Consider the following 13722-nt stretch of genomic DNA (forward strand, 5'->3'; position numbering starts at 1 on the left):
CGCATGGCAATCTCTGCCATAATGGCGCTCTTATTTGATTATTGCCCTGCACCCGTTATCACTTCTGGCGACGGTGCTTCAGACCACGGAGTTCAGCATGGATAACTGTAATACCTCGGATTTACTCTCTCTGGAACAAGCACTGGCTAAAATGCTGTCACAGGTCACACCATTACAATCTACGGAAACCATCGCTCTCACAGATGCTGCGGGGCGTATCACAGCCCATGCAATTACCTCACCGATTGCCGTACCACCTTTCGCTAATTCGGCCATGGATGGTTATGCTGTGCGCTGTAATGAGCTTAGCAGCACAATGCCTTTACCGGTGGCGGGTAAAGCTTTTGCAGGTGCGCCATTTAAAGATGAATGGCCCGCCAATAGCTGTATTCGTATCATGACAGGTGCCCCTATTCCGGCAGGGGCCGATGCTGTCGTCATGCAAGAACAAGCAGTTGTGAGTGAGCAAGGTGTCACTTTTAATGGCCGTATCCATGCAGGGCAAAATATCCGGCTGGCTGGTGAAGATATCCAGCAAGGAGCGGCGGTTTTTCCCGCGGGTATCAAACTGGGCGTAGCTGAGCTGCCACTGTTAGCATCATTAGGTATTGCCGAGGTTACTGTTTTTCGTGCATTGAAAGTCGCCATTTTCTCGACTGGCGATGAACTAAAACCGGTCGGACAGCCCTTGGGTGAAGGGGAGATTTACGATACTAATCGTTTTGCGGTTCGTTTGATGTTGCAACAGTTAGGTTGTGAAATTATTGATTTGGGTGTCATTCGTGATGATCAACAAGCATTGCGCCAGGCATTTGAACAAGCTGATACTGCTGCTGATTTGGTCATCAGCAGCGGCGGAGTTTCAGTTGGCGAGGCGGATTACACCAAGCAGATGCTGGAAGAACTGGGTGATATTGGTTTCTGGAAGTTAGCGATAAAACCCGGTAAACCTTTTGCTTTTGGCAAATTAAATCATGCCTGGTTCTGTGGCCTACCGGGTAACCCAGTCTCCGCGACACTGACATTTTATCAATTAGTACAACCTCTTATTGCTAAGCTTTCCGGCCACTTGGCATGGCATCCGCCATTACGGTTGAAAGCAAAAGCGATAACAACGTTGAAAAAAACGCCGGGCCGTTTGGATTTCCAACGCGGGGTTTTCTCAACCAATGCTCATGGCGAACTGGAAGTCAGCACTACGGGTCATCAAGGTTCACACGTCTTCAGCTCATTTAGCCAAGCCAACTGTTTCATCGTCCTCGAGCGGGAGCGGGGTTCAGTAGATATCGGTGAAACAGTTGAAATAGAGTTATTTAATGGCCTACTTAATTAATGAATTGTTGGAACAATAAATTACTGGGAGGCCAATATGTTGCCCGAACTTTCTGATGCACAAACCCTGCGTTATAACCGGCAAATCGTCTTACGCGGGTTTGACTTTGACGGGCAGGAAAAACTCAACGCAGCCAAAGTCTTCATTGTTGGCTTAGGTGGCCTCGGGTGTGCGGCGGCACAATATCTGGCAGTAGCAGGTGTAGGCCATCTTACACTGCTGGATTTTGACACGGTTTCGCTATCCAATTTGCAACGGCAAGTTCTGCATCGCGATGCTCGTATTGGCATGTCAAAAGTGGCCTCTGCGGCCATGACTTTGGCAGAGATGAATCCCAATCTGGCACTAAAAACTATTGATACTCAATTAGATGATGAGCAGTTGGCTAGTGCTATAGCGGAGCATCAATTGGTGTTGGACTGTACTGATAATGTCGTCAGCCGTGAGCAACTTAACCGCCTGTGTCATGCCCAACGTAAGCCACTAATTTCGGGTGCAGCAATTCGCATGGAGGGGCAAGTTAGCGTCTTTACATATCAGGAAGGTCAACCCTGTTACCGCTGCTTAAGCCGATTGTTTGGCGATAATATGTTGACCTGTGTTGAGGCGGGAGTTATGGCTCCATTGGTGGGTATTATTGGCAATTTACAGGCCATGGAAGCGATAAAATTACTGACTGATTATGGCCAATTAATATCTGGCCGCATACTTATGTACGATGCGATGACAGCAGAATTTCGTAGCTTGAAGTTGACAAAAGACCCTCAGTGCGAAATTTGTAGTAATAGTGTATTGGCTGAGGTTGCTGGCAAGCCTATTTTATAGCACCGATGCATAGTGTATTTCGCTGATTGCGCCCTCGATTATTTGACTCCTTCCCCTGCTTATCAATTTTATTAAATTATTGCGGGGTTAATACCTCTTATTTTTTGAATTGGATATTTTTAAGGGTTGTACATTGTTTCTTATTCTTGATAAATAAGGGGGCTTGCGGCCTTATTTGTCATTAATATCTATGACCTTTTTCGACTTGTTTGAATTCCGCATTAGCCCCATAGCTGCGTTAAGATTTGATGTAATAGAATATTTACTCGCGAATTCATTCTTAACTTAATTCAATCTTCATCTGCGTCTTATTGAAGTTGAATGCTATCCGGAGATAGCTTTATGTTGCATCCTGTTTTACGCACTACACCTATTGCCCTCAGTCTATTATTGTCTCTGGGCTTCTCAACTACCTTATCTGCCACTGTTTCAGATATCCCCACTAATATGTCAGTTCAGCGAGCAAAAGTGGCAAACAGCCATCATGTTGCTGAAGCATCGCGGCAAATTCACTTGCTTCAGCATGGCTCGCCAGTGTATTGGAGTGAGCAACAAAAGCGTCACTTTTTTACTCATCCAACCCAATCTAGCGGCTTTTGGGCCAATAAAGGTGACAATCTGCGCATTGAGTACCAACATCAGGGGGAGGATATTGATGCATTGCCAGAGCTGTGGATTGTGCCTGTCAAAATAGGCGATGAAGAAAGTTTTAAACGCCAGGTCGTAAAGCTACAACAGGGCATTAACGAGATTCAGGTTGAGCATGCTGGCCCTATTTATTTTGTGGCAGCTAACCAACAAGGTAGCAGTGAGATCACCATTAATCTGCTAGAGGGTGGCATGCCTATGCCTCGCTTTATTCTGGGTGAAAATACCGCTGAGGACTGGCAGGCGCAGTTAACCCATTTTGGCAACTCTCCTTTCGCCGAGTTAGTCGGTAAGCGCATGATCCTCACTATGCCGATTGAACACATGCGTAAAAGTGCGACTGACCCTGAGGCTGTTTTAGTCTTGTGGGACAGCATTGTTGACCTTGCCGAAGAGCAGTACGGACTCAGCTCTGACAAAGCTTTCCCTCATCGCGCGACACCTTTCCAATATCAGTTTGTCAGCAAACCAGATAAGACAAATGGCTATATGTCAGCATCTGATTACTGGTTGGGTGCTAACGCTTCGGGTATTCCGGAAGTGATTAATGCCAACATGTTACAAAATGGGGGCTGGGGGCCATGGCATGAGCTGGGTCATCATTACCAAATGCCGGCATGGACTTTTGATGGTGATGTTGAAACCACAGTAAACCTGACCTCTTTATATGTTCAGCGCGCTTTAGGCGGCACTTCGCGTATGGAAACAGATTCACGCTGGGATGATATTGCTACCTTTTTGAAGAACAAAGGTAAAAAATATGAAGATGGTGATGTATTTGTGCGTTTAGGCATGTTTTGGCAGTTGGATTTGGCATTTGGTAAAGATTTCTACCAGCGCCTTGGCGATCGTTACCGCACTCTTACTACAGCGGAACAGCCAAAAACTAATGATGAGAAAAAACAACGTTTTTTGCTAGAAACAAGCCGAGTATCAGGCATTAATCTAATGCCGTTTTTCCAGCAATGGGGAATAAAGCCAACTAAAGAAACCAGCGCTCAATTAACAACAATGAATCTGCCTTACTTAGATCAGGCCATTTGGCAAAATAGAGACAGTAATATTGCCCACCGTTACCCGCTAACTCAACAAAATATTACCGGCGATGTGCATGTACCTGATACCGTCAATGCAGGAGACATATTTACCGTCTCCGTAGAAGTAAAAAACCGCAATATATCAACGTTAAATTACCAATGGGATATTCCAAAAGGTGTTGATGTTATTGCAGAGAATGGTAGGGAAATAACCCTACGAGCGCCGAGCAATATATTACAAAATGCCATGTTATCAATTCCAGTGACTATAACAGATAGTAACAATATGGCCATCAGACTGGCCAGTTCGACTCAATTGAAAACCACAGGTGAAAATATATCCGTACGTGAAGCTTATAACGAATTAGTCAAGCAGCGCTACCAAGCAGAGGGGGATATTAATTACTGGGATGGTGAGTCACCTGAAGGTGTTCCTGGCACGCTCTATCTGTACGATAATCAGTCCACTAACTCCCGTGATTATTTCCGCTTAAAAATCAGCTCATATTGGTATTTCCCAAGTAATCAAACCAGTAACAAATATTGGGAATACTTGGAGAGTTACGATGGTAGTCAATATCTCAATGGCGATATTATTGAAAAAATCACAGAAACTAAACCAGTAGAACAAGCAGAACAAATAGTGCAGTGCAAAATGCCATCTTGGCAGGCAAAAGTCTATGACAGCCCGACTACCATCAGTAAAGATGGACGTGTTTACATTAACAAGTGGTGGGTATCTGCCGCCACTGTCCCTGGTGATGCTGCGGTAACCGATACTACCGGTAACGGCACTGGCTGGGGTAAGGCTTGGGAAGATAAAGGTCTATGTGACACTACGGCTAAAGACGAACTGCAAACAGTGACCACATCAAAACCGGCCGCAGTACAGCAGTGCAGTGCGCCATCCTGGCAGCAACAAATCTACAGTAACCCGACCACCGTCAGTAAAGATGGGCGTGTTTATACTAACAAATGGTGGGTTTCTGCTGAAACCGTGCCAGGTGATAGCACAGTCACCGACACCAGCGGTAATGGCACCGGCTGGAGTCAAGTTTGGGAAGATAAAGGGGCCTGTTAAGCGCCACTGATAGCACATAGTAGACTAAAGGCAGGGGGAAACCCTGCCGGTGAACAGCAAAGCTGATGTCATCAATACATCAGCTTTTTTATTAGCATATCATCCGAAAATTAGGACTGAATGCCCTGACTGCGCAGGTAATCTTCATAGTTACCGGTAAAGTCGATCAGTTTCTTCGGTGTCATTTCAATCACTCGGGTCGCCAATGAACTGACGAACTCACGGTCATGGGATACGAAAATGAGTGTGCCTTCATACATTTCCAATGCCATATTGAGGGATTCGATCGACTCCATATCTAAGTGGTTCGTTGGCTCATCCATTACCAGAATGTTCGGGCGCTGCATCATCAGCTTACCAAACAACATCCGCCCCTTCTCACCGCCCGACAGCACTTTAACTTTCTTCTTGATATCATCTTGGCTAAACAGTAAACGGCCTAACACACTGCGCACCGCTTGCTCGTCGTCTTTTTCTTGTTTCCACTGGCTCATCCAGTCAAATACGGTCAAGTCGATGTCAAAGTCGCTGGCATGATCCTGTGCATAGTAACCTATCTTACTGTTTTCAGACCATTTTACTGTGCCAGTATCGGGCTCATAGTCTCCGACCAATGTCTTCAGTAAAGTCGATTTACCAATACCATTTGGCCCAAGAATAGCCACTTTCTCGCCGACTTCCAGGCGAAGATTCAGGTTCTTAAACAGCGGGCCGTTATCAAAACCTTTAGTCAACATTTCTACTTCAAGCGCATTACGGAACAACTTTTTATCCTGGTCAAAGCGGATAAACGGGTTCTGACGGCTAGAAGCTTTAACTTCATCGAGCTGAATTTTATCAATCTGACGCGCCCGTGAAGTAGCCTGTTTAGACTTAGAAGCATTGGCGCTAAAGCGGCTAACGAAAGATTGAAGTTCAGATATCTGAGCTTTTTTCTTCGCGTTATCAGATAACAGGCGCTCACGTGCTTGAGTCGCCGCAGTCATATATTCGTCATAGTTACCCGGATAAACACGCAATTCACCATAATCCAAGTCCGCCATGTGGGTACACACCATATTAAGAAAATGGCGGTCATGGGAAATAATTATCATGGTACTGCTACGTTCATTCAGAACCTGCTCTAGCCAACGGATAGTATCGATATCCAAGTTGTTGGTGGGTTCGTCAAGTAACAGAATTTCTGGGTCAGAGAACAGAGCCTGAGCCAACAATACGCGCAGCTTCCAGCCAGGAGCGATTTCGCTCATCAAACCATAGTGCTGCTCGACAGGGATACCAACACCAAGCAACAATTCACCAGCACGGGCTTCTGCGCTATAGCCATCCATTTCACCATAGGCAACTTCTAAATCAGCCACTTTATAGCCGTCTTCTTCACTCATTTCAGCCATGGCATAAATGCGGTCACGCTCTTCTTTTACTTCCCACAGTTCGCCGTGCCCCATGATGACGGTGTCCAGCACTGTGTTGTTTTCAAAGGCGAATTGATCCTGACGCAATTTACCCAAGCGCTCATTTGGGTCAAGGAATACGTTACCGCCACTTGGCACTAAATCGCCGCCAAGAATTTTCATGAATGTGGATTTACCACAACCATTAGCGCCGATCAGACCATAGCGATTACCGCCACCGAATTTTACTGAAATGTTTTCAAACAGCGGCTTGCTGCCGAATTGCATGGTGATATTGTTAGTACTTAGCACAGAGCTCGCTCTCGATTGGATGACTGAATAGGGATATTCAGAATACTAGAAAATGTGATTCGGCGCGCATTATGCCACAAGATGACAAGAGTATCGCCTCCAGTTTGCATGAAATATCAGCAAGGGGACAAATCGGGTAATAGGCTGATAGCATAACTGGGTTCATTACACGATAAAGGGGCTAAATCGCCCCCCAATTAAACAAAATACCATCAGAAGAAATGTTAATGCGATGCTTCATTCAAACATTGTAATGCACTGTATTTATCTAATAGAAAAGGCCGTAGATAGCCCACAGTATTAGACATCGGTAACACTTCTTCACTGAGGTGAATATTCAATATATTGCGGAGATAATCACGCCGTTTTTGTATTCTTTGCCAAACATCAGGATAATCAGCGGCCAGAGATTCACGTAACGGCTGATCGGCTAATGCAATGCAATCCTCGGCACTCACTCCCGCATAACCTTTGACTGAGGGGATAATATCGATTTGGAATAACATTCCACTACGGATTTTCTCTTCCGACCCCTGATAAATGGGCGAACATAACCATTCTTCATCCGCAACTAAGTGCCCAGGATTTAAAGACCAATGGTATTGTGCCTTAGGGAAAACAGCTTCAACTAGCGCATACATCTCTTTACCTGACATGCCAATACGAATATTTTCTAACCAAGTAATAACCGTGGCGTAATAAGGAATAGCAACCTTGTCGAGATAATCTCTTTCCGCCACAGGCAGTTCATCAGCTTGAGAGACTGCATAACCTGTTCTACTGCTTAAGCCACCTTTAAACCCAGTGGTCAATGATACTTTATCGCCAAGTTGCACGGTTTTATCACTCGGATATAAATTCGCTTTTTCAAAACGCTCACCTGTTGCAGCAATCATCACAACAGTATTCGGCTGCCCTTCATCTGCCAGACAAGCACCTAGTTGTTTTTCAGTTACACCTATATCTACCGCAGTTAATGCACTAAGAATACAATTAGAGGCCAGATTAGCGCCATATTCATAATGCGCTAATTCATTTGCATTATTGGTCACTCTAGCCGCAGTATCACTACCAATAAATAGGCTGGTGGCATTAACTACCAAAGTTGATGATACAACAGACTCCTTTATCGCCGTTAGAATAAAACTAGGAATATCAAACAATTGACTATTATCATCTAATTTACTGGTAAAGAGCTTCCATCCAACAACACCAATTTTTTTGGCCTGTCGGATTTTTGTTTCTGCCAATAATTCAACTAGCGTTTTACTATTATCCATCGGTTGATTTGGCAGCGAAAAATAGGGGACATGAATTGCTGTATTACTCACTCGCGCATATTGAGACAATTTTAAACTCTCATTACCCAACAATAAATAGACCTCCCCAGTGACATGTAACACCAGAGCGGCCTCTTCAAATCGAGGGATAAATCCACTGAGATACTCAAAGTTACCTCCATGCTCCTTATCAGCATAAACCAGTAAATAATCAATGTTAGCCTTAATCATATTGGCGATAATTTTAGCTTTACGCGCCGCAATGGTGCTGTCATTTATCGCAACTTTAGTGGCAGCATTCAGTCTTGGAGGAATATCAACAAGGCTAAGTTTTATCTGGCGTTGAGCAATCATCTTTTTCATTACCTTTGGTTAGTGCATATAAAGTCACCCGCCCCATTACTTTCCTGCCTCACAGCCATTTCGGATTACGGGTAAACGAGATTGTTAGCCAGCGGTGTGGGCCTGACTCACCAATCGCCTGTGATATTTCATCACGTATTTTGTCAAAATAGGAGACACCATGACTTTCCATTTCTGGTGGAATAACCACATGAATTTCAACAAACAACCCCCGACCAATACGCGTGGCATAATGTGAATAATCAATAAATTGATATTTCGCCATTAACTTATCCATTAAATTCTCCATGGAGGCATCCAATGTATCTGGAGTCATTTGTAATACTTCGCGGACGGCGGCAATCACGGTTTTTATTGGAACGGGGATCAATATCAGTGTTAACAGAGCCAGCACACTAGGGTCGGTATAAACAATCAAGTGTTCATAGCGAGTCCCTTCCATGCTCCATGAAAGTAAAAACGCCACTAATAAAGCTGAACTGATACAAGCTGACATCAACCAGCTTTTGGTATCCAGCGCAATTAACTCGGATTTAACACGTTTATTTAGGCGACGTTGTTTTAGGAAAATAGTAAAACAGAAAATACTGACCACCAGCGCATAAACAATTGCCCACCCTAACTCCAGTTCGCGGCCACCATCAATAATGCCTTTAATGGCATTAACAAAAGCATACAGACAGAGGAAGGCCAGTAAGCTGCCATTGAAAGCTAAGACCAACGGTTCTACATGCCAGAATCCATACTGAAAACGTCGACTATTTGGCTGACCAAGTAGCCGGGAAACCAATAAAGATAAACTGCACATCCCGGCATCTAAAGCAGAGAACATGCCATCAAAAATTATCGACATCGATCCACATATAATGCCGAAAATAATGCCCATGATGGCGATAAATAAAGTAAAAAAAATCGAACGTCGTAAAATTTGCTGCTCAAGTTGAGTGTCATGTAGCATAGGTGCTGCTTGTTCACTAAGTGTTGTCATGATTACAGCCTATTTTTAGGAGAACTACTTTAGAGTAACCAACTGTTTTATAACAATCTATTGTTATTTATTCTGTTTGATGTGTAAATCACGATAACAGCAATGATAGTAAATCAGAGCTAATAACAGTGTGTCATATTATTCTATTTTTACCAGTAAAGTACGTTATAACGGTTGAAAAAAGAAACTCATTAATACCTTGTTTTTACTTATTTTAAATAAGGTGTTTTTTATTTTAACAAATTTAATATTGTTTATCGCCATTCAAATAGATAAATATAGCGGTTCATTTTCGTCTTTATCTTAAGGTCACCCATCTCCATCGCCTTATACTTTATAATGTAATAACAGATTAGATTAATTTAAATAACATATAGCGATTAAATAATTTTTAAATTAACAACGGCCACAACAAGTGAGTATAAGTTGTTATTCATCAAGAATAGACTTTCTGCATAACGATATTATGCACCACTTGATACCCGTTCTGGGGGGAATATGCCGACTAAACTTAATATTTTATTAGTACATGGCGCATGGGCTGATGGTTCCCAATGGCGGCATATTATTCCTGCCCTGCATGCAATGGGGCATCGGGTTATTGCCATGCAAAACCCATTAACGTCATTGGCGGATGATGTTGAGCGCACGATCAAACTCACAGCCGCCTTATATGGACCAACCTTATTAGTCGGCCACTGTTACGGTGGGATGGTCATTACCCAGGCTGGGCATCTACACAATGTCGTGGGCATGGTTTATCTTGCTGCTTTTGCGCCTGATGCCGGAGAAAGTGTTTCCAGCACATATGCATGGCGCAAGCCACCTGTTGGTGCTGCCTACATCCGCCCAGATGATAATGGTTTTTTATGGATAGACACTGATAAATACCATGAAAGCCTGTGCCAAGATATTGATGAAACTGAAGCGCTGGTGATGGCTTTGGCGCAGAAACCTTTAGCGGCTCGTGTTTTTACCGATAAGTCGGCCCAACCCGCTTGGCGGGTCAAACCTTGCTGGTATCAGGTTTCAACACAAGACAGGATGCTGCCGGTAGAAACGCAACGCGAATTCGCCGAGCGAATTCAGGCAAATAAAGTGATTGAACTGCCCGCAAGCCACGCCGCACATCTCTCACATCCGCAACATATTATTGATTTGATTACTGATGCCGTGAATACGGTCAGATAATCTTTCATTTCTGTTCAGCAAGATATGAGCAATATCATTGATATAAATCCCCTGCACCATTAATGACATCAGGGTTATTACCGACGAAAAAAATCCGCCCGAAAGCGGATTTTTATTAGATATAGTATTCACCCTAAAAGATGAATGCTAACTATTCTAAGCAGTCACTTAGAAAGTGTAACCTACGCCAGCAACCCAAGTACCGACGTCAACGCTACGAATGCGGCTTTGCTCATAAGAAACGTCAAAAGCAACATTTTGCATTGGGTTGAACTGCAGGCCTGCACCATAAGTGAAGCCATAATCGCTGGTGCTGTTTTTATCACTAGGTGAAGTTGGGTAGTTCTGGCTGAAACGGCCATAACCCACACCTACCAGACCATAAACGCTCGCCCAATCATTGATACGGTAAGCAGGGCCACCGGTGATTGCGTTGTATTGTGCTTTGTTATAAACAGACGCGCTGTCACCGAAGCTGCTTTTTTCAGTGTGAGTGAAAGAGGTGATGTAACCCAGTTGAGAATCACTCCACTCGTAGCGGTACTTCAGGTTAAAACCTGAAGATTTGTTAGCAACACCTTGATAATCGCTCTGGGCATAACCACCAGAAACGGTGCTTTGACCGGCAAAGGCTGACCCTGCGGTCACTGCTAATACGCAAGCTGCTACAGCTGAAAGACATGCAATTTTATTCATAACCACCTCGAAAAACGCAAAATTTTTAAATGAAACCAAAACACCATGAAATTATAACAATAAATAGCGTGAAACTCTGCTCATTAATGATTGTCTAATCATTTATTTGGTGTAACAAAGAGTTTCAAGAATCTTTCATCTCATTAATACGCTTACGAATTTTGGCTATAGTACGCCACTTTGTGACACTCATCACTAAAACTTATTACAGACTATTCTTAATTTACAAGCTCAATAAAACAGCAAAAATAGTGTTTAAAAACAGCAATTACAGAAAAAAATTATTTATTTCACCTTTTCCTTAGTGGTAATTATCGCCATCGGTAATTTTTAAACACTCCAGCGACATTTCATTTACACTGGCAAGGATTGATACCTATTATTTTTCTTTGAGGCGCAAAAGGATGTCTTTGTCTCCTTCATCCAAACATTCACTGCCATTACTGCCCATTTTCTTGCTCGTGATCGCCATGATATCAATTCAAAGTGGCGCGTCGTTGGCGAAAAGCTTATTTCCACTGGTTGGCGCGCAGGGCATCACGTCATTGCGACTCGGCATTGGAACACTGATTCTGTTTATTATCTTTAAACCCTGGCGCATGCGGTTTGAAGCCGGTAACCGGTTACCTTTGCTGATTTATGGCGTGACCTTGGGGGGAATGAATTTCCTTTTTTATCTGTCATTAAAAACCGTGCCATTAGGTATTGCCGTGGCATTGGAGTTTACCGGCCCGCTGGCCGTCGCCATGCTATCTTCCCGCCGTGCGGTCGATTTTATCTGGGTCGGGTTGGCAATTTTGGGTTTATGGTTCTTGCTGCCGCTGGGAAGCAACATCAACTCCATTGATTTATTTGGTGCAGCCTGTGCGCTGGGGGCCGGTGTCTGCTGGGCGCTTTATATTATTTCAGGGCAAAGAGCCGGTGGGGATCATGGCCCTGGTACTGTGGCAATTGGCTCTCTGATTGCGGCGCTGGTTTTTTGCCCCATCGGGGTGGCTTACAATGGCCTAGCGCTGTTCGCCCCGGCAATTCTGCCCGTCGCCTTAGCGGTTGCCATTCTGTCCACGGCGCTGCCCTACTCACTGGAAATGGTCGCGCTGACCCGTTTACCCACTCGTACATTCGGCACATTGATGAGTTTAGAACCTGCATTAGCGGCGATTTCCGGGCTGATATTCTTAAATGAACACTTAACATTGATTCAATGGCTGGCACTGGCATCCATTATCAGCGCGTCTATCGGCGCAACTCTGACCATCAAACCCAAACCGCAGATTGACCAAATTGCTTGAACAGGAGCCGTAAATGGAGATTAGAACTGCAAAACCTGCTGATTTTGCTGAGATTTGGCCCCTCTTTCAGGCGGTAATTAGTCGTGGTGATACCTACGTCTTTACTCCAGACACCCCTGAACAAGATGCTTATAATTACTGGTTTGCTCCCGGTGTTCGCTGTTTTATCGCGCTGCATGAACAACATATTGTTGGCATGTATAAATTAATCGATAACCAACGCGGCCTCGGCTCCCACGTCGCCAATGCTTCATTTATGGTTGATGAGCAAGCTCGCGGATTAGGGGTGGGTAAAGCGCTGGGGCTCCATTGCATTGCACAAGCAACCGCACTGGGCTACCGCGCCATGCAGTTTAATTTTGTCGTCAGCACCAACACTTTGGCCATTGCACTGTGGCAAAAATTAGGTTTTGAGATAATCGCCACCCTGCCGGGCGCATTTAACCATCGCGAATTAGGTTATGTTGATGCCTATGTTATGCATCGAACGCTAGCTCCTCAGCAGGGCTAATTACCTTATTCCCCCCTGAAAAAGCGTTATTCGACTACACGCCAGCCCGGTTATTTCGCGGGTTGGTATTTTTTATTTATTATTTTTCATTTTTTTTGCATCCAAAACACTCGGCTGATTCGTATAGGTAGATGTGAGGCAAAACTTCACCTCAACTATCCTAAAAGGAATACATTATGAAAACGCTGATTCGTACCGCCCTTTGTGCTTCCTTGGTGTTTAGCAGTATTTCTATGGCCGCCATGATGTCCGACACGGTCATGGTGGGGGGCGCATCAATGCTGCCAAGCAAAAATATTATTGAGAATGCGGTGAACTCAAAAGACCACACCACCTTGGTGGCCGCAGTGAAAGCCGCCGGGCTAGTGGATACCCTACAAAGCTCCGGGCCCTTTACCGTGTTCGCGCCCACCAATGCCGCGTTCGCAAAATTGCCCGCCGGTACGGTTGAAAATTTGGTCAAGCCAGAAAATAAAGCCCTGCTCACTCAAATCCTGACCTATCACGTGGTCGCGGGGAAATACGATATGAAACAACTGGAAAGTAAAATTAAGGCGGGCGGAGGGACTGCGGAGCTAAAAACTGTTAACGGCCAGCCATTATGGATTATGAATAATGGGCCACATAATATTCAGATTAAAGATGGTCAAGGTAACATCGCTAATATCAGTACCTATGATGTACAACAGAAAAATGGTGTGATTGATGTGATTGATACGGTTCTGATGCCTAAATAAAACCCGTCTATACTGGGTGCAGTATCCCACTGCA

General features: G+C 44.3%; 11 protein-coding genes. 7 read left to right on the top strand and 4 right to left on the bottom strand.

The window, feature by feature from the left end:
- Nucleotides 1-97 precede the first annotated feature (97 nt).
- The 3 genes from moeA to D5F51_RS12030 all read left to right on the top strand — a co-directional run bounded on the left by moeA (nt 98) and on the right by D5F51_RS12030 (nt 4924).
- Complete coding sequence (gene moeA / locus D5F51_RS12020) at nt 98-1333, top strand: molybdopterin molybdotransferase MoeA (protein WP_129196998.1); 1236 nt, start codon at nt 98-100, stop codon at nt 1331-1333.
- A gap of 36 nt (nt 1334-1369) precedes the next feature.
- Entirely contained in the window at nt 1370-2158 is a 789-nt protein-coding gene (gene moeB / locus D5F51_RS12025) for a molybdopterin-synthase adenylyltransferase MoeB (RefSeq protein ID WP_162301732.1), read from the top strand.
- 342 nt (nt 2159-2500) lie between these two features.
- A complete protein-coding gene (locus tag D5F51_RS12030; RefSeq protein WP_129197001.1) occupies nt 2501-4924 on the top strand; it encodes a M60 family metallopeptidase in 2424 nt (807 codons plus the stop codon).
- 110 nt (nt 4925-5034) lie between these two features.
- Here D5F51_RS12030 and D5F51_RS12035 read toward each other — a convergent pair whose 3' ends face one another.
- The 3 genes from D5F51_RS12035 to D5F51_RS12045 form a co-directional block, all read right to left on the bottom strand.
- A complete protein-coding gene (locus tag D5F51_RS12035) occupies nt 5035-6630 on the bottom strand; it encodes an ABC-F family ATPase (protein ID WP_129197003.1) in 1596 nt (531 codons plus the stop codon).
- Between the two features lie 224 nt (nt 6631-6854).
- A complete protein-coding gene (locus D5F51_RS12040; protein WP_162301733.1) occupies nt 6855-8273 on the bottom strand; it encodes a M24 family metallopeptidase in 1419 nt (472 codons plus the stop codon).
- 49 nt (nt 8274-8322) lie between these two features.
- Nucleotides 8323-9261 (bottom strand): cation diffusion facilitator family transporter, encoded by a 939-nt coding sequence (locus tag D5F51_RS12045; RefSeq protein ID WP_129197009.1) that lies wholly within the window; start codon nt 9259-9261, stop codon nt 8323-8325.
- 498 nt (nt 9262-9759) lie between these two features.
- Between D5F51_RS12045 and D5F51_RS12050 the strand changes: the two genes are divergently transcribed.
- Complete coding sequence (locus D5F51_RS12050) at nt 9760-10452, top strand: alpha/beta fold hydrolase (RefSeq protein WP_129197012.1); 693 nt, start codon at nt 9760-9762, stop codon at nt 10450-10452.
- A gap of 168 nt (nt 10453-10620) precedes the next feature.
- Here D5F51_RS12050 and ompX read toward each other — a convergent pair whose 3' ends face one another.
- The gene (ompX, locus tag D5F51_RS12055) at nt 10621-11148 is read right to left on the bottom strand and encodes an outer membrane protein OmpX (protein WP_004388702.1); all 528 of its coding nucleotides are present in this window, start codon (nt 11146-11148) and stop codon (nt 10621-10623) included.
- 404 nt (nt 11149-11552) lie between these two features.
- Between ompX and rhtA the strand changes: the two genes are divergently transcribed.
- The 3 genes from rhtA to D5F51_RS12070 all read left to right on the top strand — a co-directional run bounded on the left by rhtA (nt 11553) and on the right by D5F51_RS12070 (nt 13688).
- Nucleotides 11553-12440 carry a threonine/homoserine exporter RhtA gene (gene rhtA, locus D5F51_RS12060; protein ID WP_129197015.1) on the top strand — a complete coding sequence of 296 codons (888 nt, stop codon included), beginning with the start codon at nt 11553-11555 and terminating at the stop codon, nt 12438-12440.
- Between the two features lie 13 nt (nt 12441-12453).
- Nucleotides 12454-12951, top strand: a complete 498-nt coding sequence (locus D5F51_RS12065) for a GNAT family N-acetyltransferase (protein ID WP_129197017.1) — start codon at nt 12454-12456, stop codon at nt 12949-12951.
- Between the two features lie 176 nt (nt 12952-13127).
- The gene (locus D5F51_RS12070; RefSeq protein ID WP_025377735.1) at nt 13128-13688 is read left to right on the top strand and encodes a fasciclin domain-containing protein; all 561 of its coding nucleotides are present in this window, start codon (nt 13128-13130) and stop codon (nt 13686-13688) included.
- Nucleotides 13689-13722: the final 34 nt, after the last annotated feature.

It is taken from the genome of Yersinia hibernica, assembly GCF_004124235.1.
Classification (GTDB): Bacteria; Pseudomonadota; Gammaproteobacteria; order Enterobacterales; family Enterobacteriaceae; genus Yersinia; species Yersinia hibernica.

Coding starts and splice junctions, on each gene's coding strand:
- moeA (WP_129196998.1), top strand. CDS start 98: ATGGATAACTGTAATACCTCGGATTTACTCTCTCTGGAACAAGCACTG.
- moeB (WP_162301732.1), top strand. CDS start 1,370: ATGTTGCCCGAACTTTCTGATGCACAAACCCTGCGTTATAACCGGCAA.
- D5F51_RS12030 (WP_129197001.1), top strand. CDS start 2,501: ATGTTGCATCCTGTTTTACGCACTACACCTATTGCCCTCAGTCTATTA.
- D5F51_RS12040 (WP_162301733.1), bottom strand. CDS start 8,273: ATGAAAAAGATGATTGCTCAACGCCAGATAAAACTTAGCCTTGTTGAT.
- D5F51_RS12045 (WP_129197009.1), bottom strand. CDS start 9,261: ATGACAACACTTAGTGAACAAGCAGCACCTATGCTACATGACACTCAA.
- D5F51_RS12050 (WP_129197012.1), top strand. CDS start 9,760: ATGCCGACTAAACTTAATATTTTATTAGTACATGGCGCATGGGCTGAT.
- ompX (WP_004388702.1), bottom strand. CDS start 11,148: ATGAATAAAATTGCATGTCTTTCAGCTGTAGCAGCTTGCGTATTAGCA.
- rhtA (WP_129197015.1), top strand. CDS start 11,553: ATGTCTTTGTCTCCTTCATCCAAACATTCACTGCCATTACTGCCCATT.
- D5F51_RS12065 (WP_129197017.1), top strand. CDS start 12,454: ATGGAGATTAGAACTGCAAAACCTGCTGATTTTGCTGAGATTTGGCCC.
- D5F51_RS12070 (WP_025377735.1), top strand. CDS start 13,128: ATGAAAACGCTGATTCGTACCGCCCTTTGTGCTTCCTTGGTGTTTAGC.